Annotated in this window: 13 protein-coding genes; 3 read left to right on the top strand and 10 right to left on the bottom strand. The window is 62.7% G+C overall.

The window, feature by feature from the left end:
* Positions 1-3: 3 nt before the first annotated feature.
* From MnOB_RS25880 to MnOB_RS25925, 10 genes are all read right to left on the bottom strand, one after another.
* Positions 4-1,224, bottom strand: coding sequence for an aspartate aminotransferase family protein (locus MnOB_RS25880; RefSeq protein ID WP_077527399.1), 1,221 nt, complete (start codon positions 1,222-1,224; stop codon positions 4-6).
* Between the two features lie 377 nt (positions 1,225-1,601).
* Entirely contained in the window at positions 1,602-2,594 is a 993-nt protein-coding gene (gene argR, locus MnOB_RS25885) for a transcriptional regulator ArgR (RefSeq protein ID WP_077527400.1), read from the bottom strand.
* A 96-nt stretch (positions 2,595-2,690) separates the two neighbouring features.
* Positions 2,691-3,455 carry an arginine/ornithine transport ATP-binding protein AotP gene (gene aotP, locus MnOB_RS25890; RefSeq protein ID WP_028626373.1) on the bottom strand — a complete coding sequence of 255 codons (765 nt, stop codon included), beginning with the start codon at positions 3,453-3,455 and terminating at the stop codon, positions 2,691-2,693.
* Between the two features lie 19 nt (positions 3,456-3,474).
* Positions 3,475-4,587: a succinylglutamate desuccinylase/aspartoacylase family protein gene (locus MnOB_RS25895; protein WP_077527401.1), complete on the bottom strand. Its 1,113-nt coding sequence runs from the start codon at positions 4,585-4,587 to the stop codon at positions 3,475-3,477.
* A 4-nt stretch (positions 4,588-4,591) separates the two neighbouring features.
* Entirely contained in the window at positions 4,592-5,290 is a 699-nt protein-coding gene (locus tag MnOB_RS25900) for an ABC transporter permease (protein ID WP_077527402.1), read from the bottom strand.
* Entirely contained in the window at positions 5,287-5,976 is a 690-nt protein-coding gene (locus MnOB_RS25905) for an ABC transporter permease (RefSeq protein WP_077527403.1), read from the bottom strand. Before MnOB_RS25905 ends, MnOB_RS25900 begins: the two co-directional genes overlap by 4 nt.
* A gap of 108 nt (positions 5,977-6,084) precedes the next feature.
* Positions 6,085-6,867: an ABC transporter substrate-binding protein gene (locus tag MnOB_RS25910; protein WP_077527404.1), complete on the bottom strand. Its 783-nt coding sequence runs from the start codon at positions 6,865-6,867 to the stop codon at positions 6,085-6,087.
* A gap of 606 nt (positions 6,868-7,473) precedes the next feature.
* On the bottom strand, positions 7,474-9,429 hold the full coding sequence (gene acs, locus MnOB_RS25915) for an acetate--CoA ligase (protein WP_077527405.1): 1,956 nt from the start codon (positions 9,427-9,429) through the stop codon (positions 7,474-7,476).
* Positions 9,430-9,709: 280 nt separating this feature from the next.
* Complete coding sequence (gene putP / locus MnOB_RS25920) at positions 9,710-11,203, bottom strand: sodium/proline symporter PutP (RefSeq protein ID WP_077527406.1); 1,494 nt, start codon at positions 11,201-11,203, stop codon at positions 9,710-9,712.
* Between the two features lie 604 nt (positions 11,204-11,807).
* Positions 11,808-12,560, bottom strand: a complete 753-nt coding sequence (locus tag MnOB_RS25925) for a helix-turn-helix transcriptional regulator (protein ID WP_077527407.1) — start codon at positions 12,558-12,560, stop codon at positions 11,808-11,810.
* Positions 12,561-12,707: 147 nt separating this feature from the next.
* Between MnOB_RS25925 and lon the strand changes: the two genes are divergently transcribed.
* The 3 genes from lon (at position 12,708) to MnOB_RS25940 (ending at position 16,443) form a co-directional block, all read left to right on the top strand.
* Entirely contained in the window at positions 12,708-15,107 is a 2,400-nt protein-coding gene (gene lon, locus MnOB_RS25930) for an endopeptidase La (protein WP_077527408.1), read from the top strand.
* 150 nt (positions 15,108-15,257) lie between these two features.
* Positions 15,258-15,662, top strand: a complete 405-nt coding sequence (locus tag MnOB_RS25935; RefSeq protein ID WP_077527409.1) for a protease inhibitor I42 family protein — start codon at positions 15,258-15,260, stop codon at positions 15,660-15,662.
* A 91-nt stretch (positions 15,663-15,753) separates the two neighbouring features.
* A complete protein-coding gene (locus tag MnOB_RS25940) occupies positions 15,754-16,443 on the top strand; it encodes a lysoplasmalogenase (RefSeq protein WP_077527410.1) in 690 nt (229 codons plus the stop codon).
* The last annotated feature ends 12 nt before the right edge of the window (positions 16,444-16,455 follow it).

A 16,455-nucleotide genomic window follows, 5' to 3' on the forward strand; every position in this document is an offset into this window, starting at 1 on the left:
GACTTACGCCTGGGTCAACTTGGCGACGGCGCGCTCGAAGCGGTCCAGGCCTTCATCGATGTCCGCATCAGGGATCACCAGGCTGGGTGCGAAGCGCACCACGTCCGGGCCGGCCTGCAGGACCATCACCGCTTCCTTCTCGGCCGCGTTCAGTACGTCCTTGGCCTTGCCTTTCCAGGCATCGGACAGGGCAGCGCCGATCAAGAGGCCCAGACCACGAACCTCGGAGAAGAGGCCGTACTTGGCTCCGATCGCCTCGAGACGGGTCTTGAAGCGGTCATGCTTGGCAATGATGCCGCTGAGCACTTCAGGGGTGTTGATCACATCGAGCACGGCCTCGGCAACGGCACTGGCCAGCGGGTTACCGCCGTAGGTGGTGCCGTGGGTGCCGACCGCCAGGTGCTTGGCGATCTCGGTGGTGGTCAGCATGGCGCCGATGGGGAATCCACCGCCCAGGCTCTTGGCGCTGGAGAGGATGTCCGGAGTCACGCCGTAGTGCTCGTAGGCGAACAGGTGACCGGTACGACCCATGCCGCTCTGCACTTCGTCGAAGATCAGCAGCGCATTGTGCTCGTCGCACAGCTTGCGGGCGCCTTCCAGGTAGGCCTTGTCAGCCGGCAGTACACCACCTTCGCCCTGCACGGGTTCCAGGACCACGGCACAGGTCTTGTCGGAGATGGCCGCCTTCAGGGCTTCCAGATCGTTAAAGGGCACATGGCTGATGCCTTCCATCTTCGGGCCGAAGCCGTCGGAGTACTTCGGCTGGCCGCCAACGGTCACGGTGAACAGGGTACGACCGTGGAAGCTGTTGGTGGCGGAGATGATCTCGTGCTTCTGCGGGCCATAGACGTCATGGGCATAACGACGAGCCAGTTTGAAAGCTGCTTCGTTGGCTTCAGCACCGGAGTTGGCCAGGAACACGCGCTCGGCGAAAGTGGCGTCCACCAGCTTCTTGGCCAGGCGCAGGGCCGGCTCGTTGGTGAAGACGTTGGATACGTGCCAGATCTTGTTGGCCTGTTCGGTCAGCGCCTTGACCAGCGCCGGGTGCGCATGACCGAGGGAGTTCACTGCGATACCGCCGGCAAAATCGATCAGCTCGCGACCGGATTGGTCCCAGACACGGGAACCCTGGCCACGCACCGGGATGAAAGCGGCGGGGGCGTAGTTGGGAACCATCACCTTGTCGAAATCGGCGCGCTCGACCTGCGCATGCTCAACGGACATCAGTTTCTCCTGCCATGAACGGCTAGTGATGAAAGGATTGTAGGGACTGATTCTGGGTTGGCATTGCCGCCATGCGACAACTTCTTACAGCGCCAACCCTGCGAAAACCGGCGCTTATGGAAATGCGACAGAAAGCGTCGGGAAGGCGCAGTTTAAACGCTGATCGCCACCGCTACGCACCCGTGGGGAAAATTTCTCCACGGGGTGACTGGTGGGTACTCATGCAGGGAGCGAGCGGAAAGCCTGTAGGGGCGAATTCATTCGCCAAGCAGTCCGCAGGACTGCCTTTCGGACATCACGGGGCAGCTGCGCTGCCCTTGGCGAATGAATTCGCCCCTACAAGAGCAGTGCCCAAGAAGAACGGCGGAGACGAAGAATCAGCTTCGCTCCGCCACCGGGGTCGGCAACGGTTGCTGGGTCTCGAAGGGGCTGGCGCCGCGGCGCTGGTTGCGATCTTCGCGCGGGGTAACGCCGAAGAAATTGCGGTAGGCGCTGGAGAAGTGCGGGCCGGAAGAGAAGCCACAGGACAGGCCGATCTGGATGATCGACTTGCTGGTCTGCATCAGCATCTGCCGTGCCTTGTTCAGGCGCAGCTCCAGGTAGTACTGGCTGGGCACGCGGTTGAGGTACTGCTTGAAGATTCGTTCCAGCTGGCGACGGGACACGCAGACGTGCTGGGCGATTTCGTCGGTGGTCAGCGGCTCTTCGATATTGGCTTCCATCAACAGCACGGCCTGGGTCAGCTTCGGATGGCTGGAGCCCAATCGGTTCTGCAACGGAATGCGCTGGCGCTCGCCACCCTCGCGAATGCGCTCTACAACCAGCTCTTCGGACACCGCGCCAGCCAGTTCAGCGCCGTGGTCGCGAGCGAGCACCGCCAGCAACAGGTCGAGTACTGCCAGCCCACCGCATGCGGTGAGGCGGTCACGGTCCCAGTCGAACAGATGGCTGGTCGCAATAACCTTGGGGAATCGCTCGGTGAAGTCGTCCTGCCAGCGCCAGTGCACGGCGGCGCGGTAGCCATCCAGCAGGCCCAGTTGGGCCAGCGGATAGACGCCGGCGGAGAGACCGCCGACCACGCAGCCGGCACGTACGGCCTGCTTGAGCGCAGCAGAGAGTGCCGGCGATGTCTGTGCCGGCGGCTCGTCGGCCACCAGGAACAGGCGATGCAGACCTTCCAGCTTGCCCACCCAGGCGTCACCCGGCAGGCGCCAGGCGCCCTCGGTGGCCGGCTCGGCCTGGAGGAAGGACATGTCGTAGACCACTTCCGGATGCAGTCGCTGGGCAACGCGCAGAGCTTCCTCGGCCAGTGCCAGGGTCAGCGCCTTGGTGCCGGGCCAGAGGAGAAAAGCGATTCGATGGGCAGTCATGGCAGGCAGCTTAGCAGACCCCGGAGAAAGGAAAGAGACGTGGTGAAACAGGGATTCGAATGCGCTGCGGCGGCCTTGGGGCCGCCGCAGCGAGGATCACTTCAGACTGCCGGAAAGGAACTGTTTGAGGCGATCGGATTGCGGATTTGCCAGCACTTCCTTCGGGCAACCGCGCTCTTCCACCAGGCCCTTGTGCAGGAACACCAGTTGGTTGGATACCTCGCGGGCAAAGCCCATCTCGTGGGTGACCACGACCATGGTGCGGCCTTCGACGGCCAGGTCCTTCATGACCTTCAGCACTTCACCCACCAGCTCCGGGTCGAGAGCCGAAGTGGGTTCGTCGAACAGCATCACTTCCGGCTCCATGGCCAGGGCACGGGCAATCGCCACACGCTGCTGTTCGCCACCGGACATGTGCGCCGGATAGGCGTCCTTGCGATGGGCCACGCCCACCTTGGCCAGGTAGTGCTCGGCCTTCTCGATGGCTTCCTTCTTCGGTACGCCGAGCACATGCACCGGCGCCTCGATGACGTTCTCCAGGGCGCTCATGTGCGACCAGAGGTTGAAGTGCTGGAACACCATCGCCAGACGCGAACGCATGCGTTGCAGTTGCTTGGCATCGGCCGCCTTCAGGCCGCCGTCCTTGTTGGCCACGAGCTTCAGCTCCTCGCCATTGAGGAGGATCTTGCCGCCGTGGGGCTGCTCCAGCATGTTGATGCAGCGCAGGAAGGTACTCTTGCCCGAGCCGCTCGAGCCGATGATGCTGATGACGTCGCCAGCCTTCGCCGCCAGGGACACGCCCTTGAGGACTTCGTGGCTGCCATAGCGCTTGTGCAGATCTTGGACTTCCAGTTTGTACATGGTTTCGGTCTCGTTTGGCTCAGTCGCTCAGCAGGCGTCCCTGACGAATGGGTTCACGGCCGGCCACCTTGGCCAGCCAAAGTCCAGGTTGCGCGAATCGCATCCGCTCACGCGCGAACAGCACGCCGTCAATCGACGCGCAAACCACTGCATGACGGTCATCCAGCGGGTCGATCACTTCGAACAGCGGATCGCCAGCCTTGACCTTCGCCCCGGCGCTCTGGAGGAAGCTCACGACTCCGGAGTGCGGCGCATAGAGATATTCAGCCCCTTCGAACGGCGTCGCCTCGCAGCAGTCCTGCGGGGCAACCGGCCAATCACCGGTGATCAGGCCCTGGTCAGCGAGGAAGGCCAGGATGGCTTCGGCGCGTGCCTCGGCCAGCGGCTTGTCGGTATCCGCCATGCTGCCCAGCTCCACAGTGGTCGCCATGCAGGCCGGAGGAATCGATGCTTCGGGGAAGCGCTGGGCCAGACGCAGCCAGGGCAACGAGCAGGACTCATCGAATGAGCTGCCGCCGGAGTCTTCGGCGGTCAGGACCGCACCCGCTTCCAGGCGCGCAGCCAAGGGGCGCAGTTCGCGCCAGTGCTGCGGCAGGCAGTAGAGATGCACCGCAGCTTCGAAGTCGCAGTGCAGATCCAGGACCAGGTCGGCATCGCAGGCGTGCTGCAGGAGCAGACGCTGCATGCCCGCCAACTCGGAACCTGCCGGTGGCAGTGCAGCCAGCGCTTCGCCCATGGCCTGGCGGATAAGTGCCACGTTCTCCATCGCATCGGCGCCCAGACGGCCGTCCAGGCGATCCGCCACGAGGCTGGCGAGGTCCGCGAAATCACGATTGAAGTTCTTTCCGCTACCCAGCTCGAAGCGGCCCTGCTGGGCAGCCTGGACGAGCTGGCCAAGGCCAACGGGGTTGGCCACCGGCACCAGCTCGATCACGCCCTTCAGGCGGCCCTGCTCTTCCAGCTCGCGCAGGCGGCGCTTGAGTTCCACGGCCACACGCATGCCCGGCAGCTCATCGGCGTGCAGGGACGCCTGGATGTACGCCTTGCGCTCGCCGCTGCCGAAACGGAAGACCGTCAGCTGGCGACGGGTCCCCAGGCATCCCCAGGGCAGTTCATGGTCGATACGTTGCATGGCGTCAGGCCTTGCGCGGGGCCAGATAGGCCAGGTAGCGACGCTCGGCCGCCTTGAACAGGCGTACCAGGACGAAGGTCAGGCACAGGTAGAACGCACCCGCGGTGATGAAGGCCTCGAACGGCAGGTAGTACTGCGAGTTCACGGTGCGCGCAGCGCCGGTGATGTCGATCAGGGTGACGATGGACGCCAGGCTGGTGGTGTGCAGCATCATGATGACTTCGTTGCTGTACTGCGGCAGCGCACGACGCAGGGCTGACGGCAGCAGGATGCGGCGGTAGAGCTTGCCGCGGGACATGCCCATGGCCTTGGCCGCTTCGATCTCGCCATGGGGCGTGGCCTTGATGCTGCCGGCGAGAATTTCGGCGGTGTAGGCGCTGGTGTTGATCGCGAAGGCCACACAGGCGCAGAAGGTCGCATTGGACAGATAAGGCCAGAAGACGCTTTCACGCACCGCTTCGAACTGGGCCAGGCCGTAGTAAATGAGGAACAGCTGCACCAGCATCGGGGTGCCGCGAATCACATAGGTGTAGAGCCAGGCCGGGAAGTTCACCCAGGGCTGCTTGGACACCCGCATCAGCGCCAACGGCACGGCTGTGGTCAGGCCCAGCGCCAGGGAAATCGCCAGGAGCTTGAGGGTTACCAGCACACCGCCGAAGTAGAGCGGCAGGCTCTCCCAGATCACGTTGTAGTCGAAGATCATAGTTCAGCCGCCTTGATGCCCGCCGAGTAGCGTCGCTCCATGTAACGCAGCGCCAGCAGCGAGACGCTGGTCAGCACCAGATAGAGCGCGGCAACCGCGAGGTAGAAAGTGAAGGGTTCACGGGTCGCATCCGCTGCACTCTTGGCCTTGAACATCATGTCCTGCAGGCCGACCACCGAAATCAGCGCGGTGGCCTTGGTCATCACCAGCCAGTTGTTGGTGAAGCCGGGAATCGCCAGACGGATCATCTGCGGCACGAGGATGCGGAAGAACACCTTGGTGCCGCTCATGCCATAGGCCAGGCCGGCCTCGCCCTGCCCTTTCGGGATCGCCATGAAGGCGCCGCGGAAGGTTTCCGAGAGGTACGCGCCGAAGATGAAACCGAGGGTGAAGACACCGGACCAGAAGGGGTCCAGATCGATGTAGTCGTCGTAGCCAACCATCGGCGCGACGACGTTCACGATCTGCTGACCGCCGTAGAAGATCAGCAGGATCAGCACCAGGTCGGGAATGCCACGGATCACGGTGGCGTAAGTCTCGCCCAGCAAGGACAGCCACTTGATCGGGGACAGCCGGAACGCCGCGCCAATCAGGCCGAGCACCACCGCCATGGTTATGGAAGACAGGGCCAGCAACAGGGTGAGCCAGGCACCATCGAGAATGGTCGAGCCGTAGCCGTTGAGCATGATTCAGATCCTCATGCAGCGCGCCGGGATGCTCCGGGCGGCACCGCCACAACGAAAAAGTGGCACAAACCGCTATGTGAAGTTTGTGCCACTTTCAGGGAAAAGCGATTACTCGCCGTAGACGTCGAACTTGAAGTACTTGTCCTGCACTTCCTTGTACTTGCCATTGGCGCGGATGGCAGCGATGGCAGTGTTGATCTTCTCGGCCAGGGCCGTGTCACCCTTGCGCACGGCGATACCGGCACCTTCACCGAAGTACTTCTTCTCGTTGAAGTCTGGGCCTACCAGGGCGAAGCCCTTGCCGGCGTCGGTCTTGAGGAAACCGTCGTCGATGTTCACCACGTCCGCCAGGGTGGCGTCGAGGCGGCCAGCGGTCATGTCCAGGAAGATTTCGTTCTGCGAGCTGTAGCGAACCACTTCGGCACCAGCCGGCGCGAAAACGTCGGTGGCGTAGCGGTCGTAAATGGAAGCGCGCTGCACGCCGACTTTCTTGCCTTTGAGGTCGGTCAGCGGGTCATTGATGACAGTGCCTTCCTTCATCGCGAGGCGAGCGGGGGTGTGGTAGTACTTCTTGGTGAAGTCGACCGATTTCAGGCGCTCTTCGGTGATGCTCATGGAAGAGAGCACAGCGTCGAACTTGCGTACTTTCAGGGCAGGGATCAGGCCGTCGAACTCCTGCTCGATCCACTTGCACTCGACTTTCATCTCGGCGCACAGGGCGTTGCCGATGTCGTAGTCGAAGCCGGTGATCTTGCCTTCCGGAGTTTTGTAGGCGAAGGGCGGGTAAGCGGCTTCGATACCAATGCGCAACGGCTTGGCATCATCTGCAATGGCGGCCAACGGCGACAACAGGGACAGCGCCATGGCGCCGAGAAGTGCGATCTTCTTCATGTTATGACTCCTTCAAAGGGATATGGCTTCTGTTGGCAGCGTGAGATTCGCCCAGACGGTCCACGAATTGTAGAAAGAGTCGTCGTCTTTGCCGGCTGAATGCCGTGTGCAAAAGGCTCCGACTGGGTGTGCGGCATTCTAGCCACAGCCCCGAAGTCGATATTTCTTCAATGCGACAACAAATTACAGAAGCACTGGAGAGGGGTCGGAAGAGGATTGACAGGCACATGGAAAAGTGCCGGAAAGACAATGCACAGAACCCTAAAAAAAGGCAATTATCGGACCATAAAATAGAAAGCCCAATTATTCTGCGGACTTGCGAGTTTGAACTTGTTTTCAACGACGCAAAGAACGCTCCGAAAGAGCACAGCGCGTTCCCGTTGGAAGCAGATGGGTGCACTCCGTAACCGCGACTGTTACCCGGGCTCCCCTCCCCCGCGGAAACTCGATAAAGAATCGGAAATTACAACGCTGGCGTGATGCGATCTCCATTCGGCCGAAATGGAGGAATTTCATCCGTGCGACGCCGCCACGATTCTTCCGGCCATGAAATGCAAAACCCCGCCCGGGCTTGTGGCCCGGGCGGGGTTTTGCTGCAGGTGCCGGTCAGGCGACCTGCATGGTGCGATGAGTATCGATGAGGTGCTGCACCACGCCGGGATCAGCCAGAGTGGAGATGTCGCCGAGAGAGTCGTACTCGGCGACGGCGATCTTGCGCAGGATACGGCGCATGATCTTGCCCGAGCGGGTCTTCGGAAGGCCCGGAGCCCACTGGATTACGTCTGGGGTAGCGATCGGACCGATCTCCTTGCGCACCCAGTTTCTCAGTTCCTGACGCAGTTGCTCGGAAGTCTCCTCGCCGGCGTTCAGTGTGACGTAGACATAGATGCCCTGCCCCTTGATGTCGTGCGGCACGCCCACGACCGCGGCCTCGGCGACCTTGGAGTGGGCCACCATCGCGCTTTCGATCTCGGCGGTGCCCATGCGGTGACCGGAGACGTTCAGCACATCATCCACGCGGCCGGTGATCCACCAGTAGCCGTCTTCATCGCGACGGGCACCGTCGCCCGTGAAGTACATGCCACGGAAGGTCTTGAAGTAGGTATCGACGAAGCGGTCGTGGTCGCCATACAGGGTGCGCGCCTGACCCGGCCAGGAGTCGATGATCACCAGGTTGCCTTCGGCCGGACCCTCGATGATGTTGCCGAGGTTATCCACAAGCGCCGGCTGAACGCCGAAGAACGGACGCGCGGCAGAGCCCGGCTTCATGGCGTGGGCGCCCGGCAGCGGCGTCATCAGGCAGGCGCCAGTTTCGGTCTGCCACCAGGTGTCGACGATCGGGCAACGGCTCTGGCCGACGTTCTCGTAGTACCAGTGCCAGGCTTCCGGGTTGATCGGCTCACCCACGGAACCGAGCAGGCGCAGGCTGGAGCCATCGGCGCCTTCAACCGCAGCCTTGCCCTCGGCCATCATGGCGCGGATGGCGGTCGGCGCGGTGTAGAGAACGTTGACCTTGTGCTTGTCGACGATCTTCGCCACGCGGGTCATGTCCGGATAGTTCGGTACGCCTTCGAACATGACCGTCGTGGCGCCATTGGAGAGCGGCCCGTAGACCAGATAGGTGTGGCCGGTCACCCAGCCGATGTCCGCGGTGCACCAGAAGACTTCGCCCGGACGGTAGTCGAACACGCGCTCATGGGTCAGCGATGCGTAGGTCAGGTAGCCGCCGGTGGTGTGCAGGACGCCCTTGGGCTTTCCGGTGGAGCCGGAGGTGTAGAGGATGAACAGCGGGTCCTCGGCACCCATCTCCTTCGGCGCGCAGGTGCTGCCCGCCACTTTCATGAGGTCTTCGTACCAGACGTCGCGGTGCTGGTTCCATTTGATCTCGCTGCCCGTGCGCTTGACCACGATGATCTTCTGCACGCTGCTGGTTTCCGGGTTGGTCAGCGCGTCATCGACGTTGGCCTTGAGCGGAGTCTTCTTGCCGCCGCGCAAGCCTTCGTCAGCGGTGATCACCACCTTGGAACGGCAGTCGATGATGCGGCCAGCCAGGGCCTCGGGGGAGAAGCCACCGAACACCACGGAGTGGATGGCGCCGATACGGGTGCAGGCCAGCATGGCGACCACGGCTTCCGGGATCATCGGCATGTAGATGGTCACCACGTCACCGCGATGCACATCCTGGCCACGCAGGGCGTTGGCGAACTTGCAGACCCGCTCGTGCAGGTCGCGGTAGGTGATGTGTTCGTGCTCGGAAGGATCGTCGCCCTCCCAGATGATCGCGACCTGGTCGCCGCGCTCGGCGAGATGGCGGTCCAGGCAGTTGGCGGAGACGTTGAGGGTGCCGTCGGCGAACCACTTGATATCGACGTGATGGTCGTCGAAGGAGGTCTGCTTAACCTTGGTGAAAGGCTTGATCCAGTCCAGGCGCTTGGCCTGTTCGCGCCAGAAACCGTCCGGATTGATCACGGACTGCTGGTACATGGCTTTGTAGGTCGCTTCGTCGGTGAGGGACTGGGCGGCCACTTCAGGGCGGACCGGATAAAGAGAAGCAGCACTCATTGGGTCTTACCTCGGTGGGTAGTTGTTTTTGTATGGCGTCTTTTGTATCCCCCACCCTTCTACAGGGCCATTCGACCATGGTCTTACCAAACCCGGACTATGGTCGAAGCACCGAAAATCGCGTAGTGCCGGGCAGGCCCGCATTCACTTATCCACAAGGCAAAAAAAACCGGCCCATATCCAGGGACATGGGCCGGTGAAGCACTATCGGGTCGTTGGTGAGAGCCCGGGATCAACCCGGAGCACGGCACGCGGACGACCGGCCGCGTGCCGCACAGTGTCAGACGTGGGCGTCCTGGTATTCCTTCTCGGCTTCGTCGAAGCGCTTGATCATCGCAGCGGACGGCGCATTGCCGATGCGGCTGAAGATCAGGATGCCGAGGGTGCAGAGGATGAAGCCCGGAATGATTTCGTACAGGCCGGTCCAGCCGAAGAAGTTCTTCCACAGGACAACGGTCACCGCACCCAGGATCATGCCAGCCAGCGCGCCGTTACGGGTCATGCCTTTCCAGATCAGCGACAGGATCACCACCGGACCGAAGGCAGCGCCGAAGCCGGCCCAGGCATAGGACACCAGGCCCAGTACCTTGCTTTCCGGGTCAGCGGCGATGACGATGGAAATCACGGCCACCAGCAGCACCATGGCGCGACCGACCCAGACCAGTTCGGCCTGGCTGGCGTTCTTGCGGAAGAAGGCCTTGTAGAAGTCTTCGGTCAGGGCGCTGGAGCACACCAGCAACTGGCAGCTCAGGGTGGACATGACCGCGGCCAGGATGGCGGACAGCAGCACACCGGCGATCCACGGGTTGAAGAGGATCTTGGCCAGTTCGATGAACACACGCTCGTGGTTCTCGGTGACGGCGCCAGCCTGCTCCGGATGGGCGGAGAAGTAGGCGATGCCGAAGAAGCCAACAGCGACCGCGCCACCCAGGCAGAGAATCATCCAGGTCATGGAGATGCGGCGGGCGTTCGGGATGGATTTGACGGAGTCAGCGGCCATGAAGCGCGCCAGGATGTGCGGCTGGCCGAAGTAGCCCAGGCCCCAGGCGAGCAGGGAGATCACGCCGACGAAGCTGGCGCCCTTGAGCATGTCGAAGTTGGCCGCATCCTTCATTTCGATCGCGATGAAGGTGGTGTCCATGCCGCCGGTAGCGATCATCACAATGATGGGAGTGAGGATCAGCGCGAAGATCATCAGGCTGGCCTGCACGGTGTCGGTCCAGCTCACTGCCAGGAAACCACCGACAAAGGTGTAGCAGATGGTGGCGGCAGCACCGGCCCACAGGGCGGTTTCGTAGGAAATGCCGAAGGTGCTCTCGAACAGGCGGGCACCGGCGACAACGCCGGAGGCGCAGTAGATGGTGAAGAACACCAGGATCACCACGGCGGAGAAGATGCGCAGGATGCGGCTGTTGTCTTCGAAGCGGTTGGTGAAGTAGTCCGGCAGGGTCAGGGCGTTGCCGTTGTGTTCGGTCTGCACGCGCAGACGGCCGGCAACCAGCAGCCAGTTGAGGTAGGCGCCGATGATCAGGCCAATGGCGATCCAGCTTTCGGAGAGACCGGAGAGGTAGACGGCACCCGGCAGGCCCATCAGCAGCCAGCCGCTCATGTCGGAGGCGCCGGCGGACAGGGCGGTAACGAAGCTACCGAGGCTGCGACCACCGAGGATGTAGTCGGAAAGGTTGTTGGTGGAGCGATAGGCGGCGAAGCCGATCAGCACCATGGCCGCGATATAGATCACAAAAGTGATCAGCATCGGGTTGCTCATACTCATGGGGGTCTCCCCTGCTCGTTTGTTTTTATTCGGGGGCGGCGGGTAGTCCGCTCCCGTGGTTGGTATTTGGCGGCCACTTGTGGCGGCTACCGGTTTGCTTCCCGACCACGTCAGCCATGGGGCCGATGTAATCCCGATCGGGCAATGGTCACAGGGCATCCGGCCCCACCAATGCGACGACGGGCCAGCTCTGGTGGACCTGGCCCATCGCACGAATCCGTAACGCTCCCGGCGCACCTGTGAACCGCGCTATTGCGCGGTCTAGTACATCCATCAGGGCTCGCAAGAACGATTCCCATTTGGGCCCCGCAAGGCGAGTGCGGAATTTAGAGATATGGCACTGCGCCTTTCTTTTAGGATTCTCTGGTTTCTTTGCCAAATCCTCTGATTCAGGGAACTTTCCGCCAAAAGGTGCAACCCACCCGCAAGCCCATGAAACGGACATTTCGGCAAATTCCGCTATTTCCACACCAAGCATAGGTTGCCCAACAGGTACAACCCGATAAAAGAACCCTGGAAAAGGTTGCAACTCCGGCAGTTACCGAGGGCAGAAAACAGGTCGATGGTGGGTTCGAGCGGAGGCAGCGGCACTAGCAGGTAGGAATTACCTGGCGCCGCGCAGTCGCTTGGGCGTGAGCCCCAGATAGCGACGCATCGCAGTGGTTAACGCGCTCTGGCTGGAGAAGCCGCATTCCTCGGCGATCCGCACCAGGGGTTGTTCGCTTTCGCGCAACAGACGGGCGGCACGATCGAGGCGGGTTTTCAGCAGGTATTGGTGGGGTGTCAGGCCCAGGTGGTCCTTGAACTGGGCATGGAAGTGACTCGGGCTCAGGCAGGCTACCTGGGCCAATTCTGCCACGCTGATCCGCCGCGACAGATTGCCCTGGATATAGCCATCCAGACGCTCGATATCGAGACTGCCCGCCGGGCGCCGCTGCACATCCCCGAACAGGCGCAGATACAGGGCACGCAACAGAAGTCCGCCCAGGGATCTGGCCAACAACGGATCGCTGCCATAGCGCGCCAGTTCCGCACCGGCATAGCTCAGGAGATTCTGGAAGTCCGCATCCAGTTCCGGATAACGCGGCGTTTCGAAGAGACGACCCAGCAGCTCCAGGTCCTCGGCCGAAGTGCCGTGCTCATCCAGATCGAGGATCAGCATGCGGTTCTCGCCCACGCCCGCGAACTCGTGCCCGGCATCCCCCGGCACCAGGCACGCACGCATCCGGCAAACCTCGCCGCCACGGCCATCCACCTCGAACTCGGCGCGGCCGGCAAGGGACATCACCAGTTGGTGATGGTCGTGGGCGTGGTGATGGGCCTGATCGTCCAGGCGCAGGAGACGAGCTTCGAGCATGGTGGGGCTTGATCAAAATTTGCGCATTCTAGCGGGCACAACCGGGGTTGCACAGCGCCGCACGGCAGAAGGCCGTGGCGTCAGGCGGTTGAAAAGACCAATGGATTGCCCCACATAGCCTGGGTAAGCCAATAGCCAGGTGCCCCCATGAGCGATCAGGACATCAACGCCGACATCGTCGAAGAAGCTACTTCCAGCCAGCGGACAGGCTTGGTACTGCCTGGCCAGAACCTGCCGGACAAGGTCTACATCATCCCTATCCACAACCGCCCGTTCTTCCCGGCCCAGGTGCTACCGGTAATCGTCAACGAAGAGCCCTGGGGGGAAACACTCGAGCTGGTGGCCAAGACGGAGCATCACTGCCTGGCGCTGTTCTTCATGGAGAACCCACCGGAAGACCCGCGCCATTTCGATCCCAACACCCTGCCGGAACACGGCACCCTGGTGCGCGTGCACCACGCCAGCCGCGAGGGCGGCAAACTGCAGTTCGTGGCCCAGGGCTTGTCGCGCGTACGGATTCGCGGCTGGCTCAAACGCCATCGCCCTCCCTTCCTGGTGGAGGTGGATTATCCACAGAGCCCCCAGGACCCTCGAGACGAGGTGAAGGCCTACGGCATGGCGCTGATCAATGCGATCAAGGAGCTGTTGCCGCTCAACCCGTTGTACAGCGAAGAACTGAAGAACTACCTCAACCGCTTCAGCCCGAACGACCCGTCGCCGCTGACCGACTTCGCCGCCGCATTGACCACCGCGCCCGCCCACGAGCTGCAGGAAGTGCTGGACACGGTGCCGATCCTCAAGCGCATGGAGAAAGTGCTGCCGCTGCTGCGCAAGGAAGTGGAAATGGCGCGGCTGCAAAGCGAGCTGTCCGCCGAGGTGAATCGCAAGATCGGCCAGCACCAACGCGAGTTCTTCCTCAAGGAACAGCTGAAACTGATCCAGCAGGAGCTGGGCATCACCAAGGATGACCGCAGTGCCGACAGCGAGCAGTTCATCCAGCGCCTGGACGGCAAGGTGCTGCCGGAGCAGGCGAAGAAGCGCATCGACGAGGAGCTGAACAAGCTGTCGATCCTGGAAACCGGATCGCCGGAATACGCTGTCACCCGCAATTACCTGGATTGGGCCACGTCCGTGCCCTGGGGCGTATACGGGGCGGACAAGCTCGATCTCAAACATGCCCGCAGGGTGCTGGACAAGCACCACGCCGGGCTCGACGACGTGAAGAACCGCATCCTCGAGTTTCTCGCGGTAGGTGCCTTCAAGGGTGAAATCTCCGGTTCCATCGTGCTGCTGGTGGGCCCGCCCGGCGTGGGCAAGACCAGCATCGGCAAGTCCATCGCCGAATCCCTGGGCCGCCCGTTCTACCGCTTCAGCGTCGGCGGCATGCGCGACGAGGCCGAAATCAAGGGCCACCGTCGCACCTACATCGGGGCCTTGCCCGGCAAGCTGGTGCAGGCCCTGAAGGAAGTGGAGGTGATGAACCCGGTCATCATGCTCGACGAGATCGACAAGCTCGGCGCCAGCCACCAGGGCGACCCGGCTTCGGCCCTGCTGGAGACGCTCGACCCGGAACAGAACGTCGAATTCCTCGACCATTACCTGGACCTGCGCCTGGACCTGTCCAAGGTGCTGTTCGTCTGCACCGCCAACACTCTGGATTCCATCCCCGGCCCGCTGCTGGACCGCATGGAAACCATTCGCCTCTCCAGCTACATCACCGAAGAGAAGCACGCCATCGCCAAGCGTCACCTCTGGCCGCGCCTGCTGGAACGTACCGGCGTACCGAAGGATCGCCTGTCCATCACCGACGGCGCCCTCACCTCGGTGATCGATGGCTATGCGCGGGAAGCGGGCGTTCGCCAGCTGGAGAAGCAGCTGGGCAAGATCATCCGCAAGTCCGTGGTGCGCCTGCTGGAGGAACCCGAGGCGAAGATCAAGGTTGGGCAGAAGGACCTGGAGAACTTCCTCGGCCTGCCGCCGTTCCGCCGTGAACAGGTGCTGGCGGGTATCGGCGTGATCACCGGTCTGGCCTGGACGAGCTTGGGCGGCGCCACCCTGCCCATCGAAGCGACGCGCATCCATACCCTGAACCGGGGCTTCAAGCTCACCGGCCAACTGGGCGAAGTCATGAAGGAATCGGCCGAGATCGCCTACAGCTACATCAGCTCCAACTTGAAACGCTATGGCGGCGACCCGACGTTCTTCGACCAGGCCTTCGTCCACCTCCACGTGCCGGAGGGCGCGACGCCCAAGGATGGCCCCAGCGCCGGCATCACCATGGCCAGCGCCCTGTTGTCCCTGGCACGCAACCAGACGCCGAAGAAAGGCGTTGCCATGACCGGCGAGCTGACACTCACCGGCCAGGTGCTGCCCATCGGTGGAGTCCGCGAGAAGGTCATTGCCGCCCGCCGGCAGAAAATCTTCGAGCTGATCCTGCCGGAAGCCAACCGGGGCGCCTTCGAAGAGCTGCCGGACTACCTCAAGGAGGGCCTGACGGTGCACTTCGCGCGCCGCTTCGGCGACGTGGCGAAGTTGCTGTTCGCCTGAGCCTGCGCGTCCGGCGGGGTGGGAGCGAATTCATTCGCGATTGAAATCGCTTCCACAGCCTCGCTTGAGATGAGATTTCCCCTTCGGAACCTACGCAAGGTCGGAGTCAGCCGTTATGCTGACCCCCGCCCTTGACCGACGGAGCCTCCGATGTCCCTCGTTCCCTCCCCTCGCCTGCTGCTGCCCCTGGGATTCATCCTGCTCGGCGCCTGCGCCCAGCAGAAGACCGGCTCCGTGGTGCTTCAGGACCAGCAGGACGATTGCCCGCTATCCCTCAGCCAGGGCCAGCCGCTGGTGCTGACCCTGCCCAGCAACCCCACCACCGGCTTCCGCTGGGTCGTCCGCGACGCGGCCGCCAATGTGCTGCAGAGCCTTGGCCCGGAGGTCTATTCGACCCCCGAAGACGCGGGCCTGGTGGGAAGCGCGGGCCAATCCACCTGGCGCTTCAAGGCCAGCCAGCCCGGCGAGGGCCGCCTGCACCTGGATTACCAGCGCCCCTGGGAGACCGACGTGGCGCCGGCCGAATCCTTCGACTGCCAGATCAGCGTCAAATAGCGCCAAATGACTGCACCAATGGCGTTCGCCGCCTGGCGAGCGCCGCGCCGGGTTCCCATAGTGCTGCTCTGACGGATTCGCGGGAGCATTCATGGGAACCTTGATCTTCGGCCTGGCTGGTGTGCTGTCTTTCCTCACCGGCGTCGCACTTGAACTGGACTGGCTGTGCTTCGTCAGCAAGCCGATCCCCATCATCGCCCTGCTGCTCTGGCTGCGCCGCGCGCCTTCCGGGCCGTATCGCCGCTGGATCACGATTGGCCTGCTCCTGTCCCTGCTCGGCGACATGCTGCTGGAATGGCCGGCCGATCTGTTCGTCTTCGGCCTTGGCGCTTTCCTGCTCGCCCATCTCGCCTATCTGTGCGCCTACCTGCAGCAAAGCGGCCAGTTGGCGCCTGTCGCCCTACTGGTGGCGGCGGGCTGCGGAGGCGGCATCTTCGCCCTGCTCGCGTCTGGCGGACTGGGCGGTTTGCTGATACCAGTTGCCTGCTATGCGCTGGCCATCAGCGCGATGCTCTGGCGCGCCCTGGCCCGTCTGGGCGCCGGTGTCGAGCGCAAGTCGGCGATGCTGGCGGCAGGCGGTGCAGCGCTATTCGTGCTCTCCGACAGTCTCATCGGCATCAACCGTTTCGTCTCGCCATTTGACGGCGCGAGCTACTCCATCATTCTCAGCTACTGGCTGGGCCAGTTCGGCATCGCGGCCTCAGTAGTGGCATTTTCGACCGCGGTGCCCTCCTCGAAAAATCCATCGGCACCCTCTCGGGAAATCGGCTATAGCAATTAGGCGGACACTGGA

Origin of the sequence: Metapseudomonas resinovorans, from assembly GCF_002003485.1 — a bacterium.
Taxonomy (GTDB): domain Bacteria; phylum Pseudomonadota; class Gammaproteobacteria; order Pseudomonadales; family Pseudomonadaceae; genus Metapseudomonas; species Metapseudomonas resinovorans_D.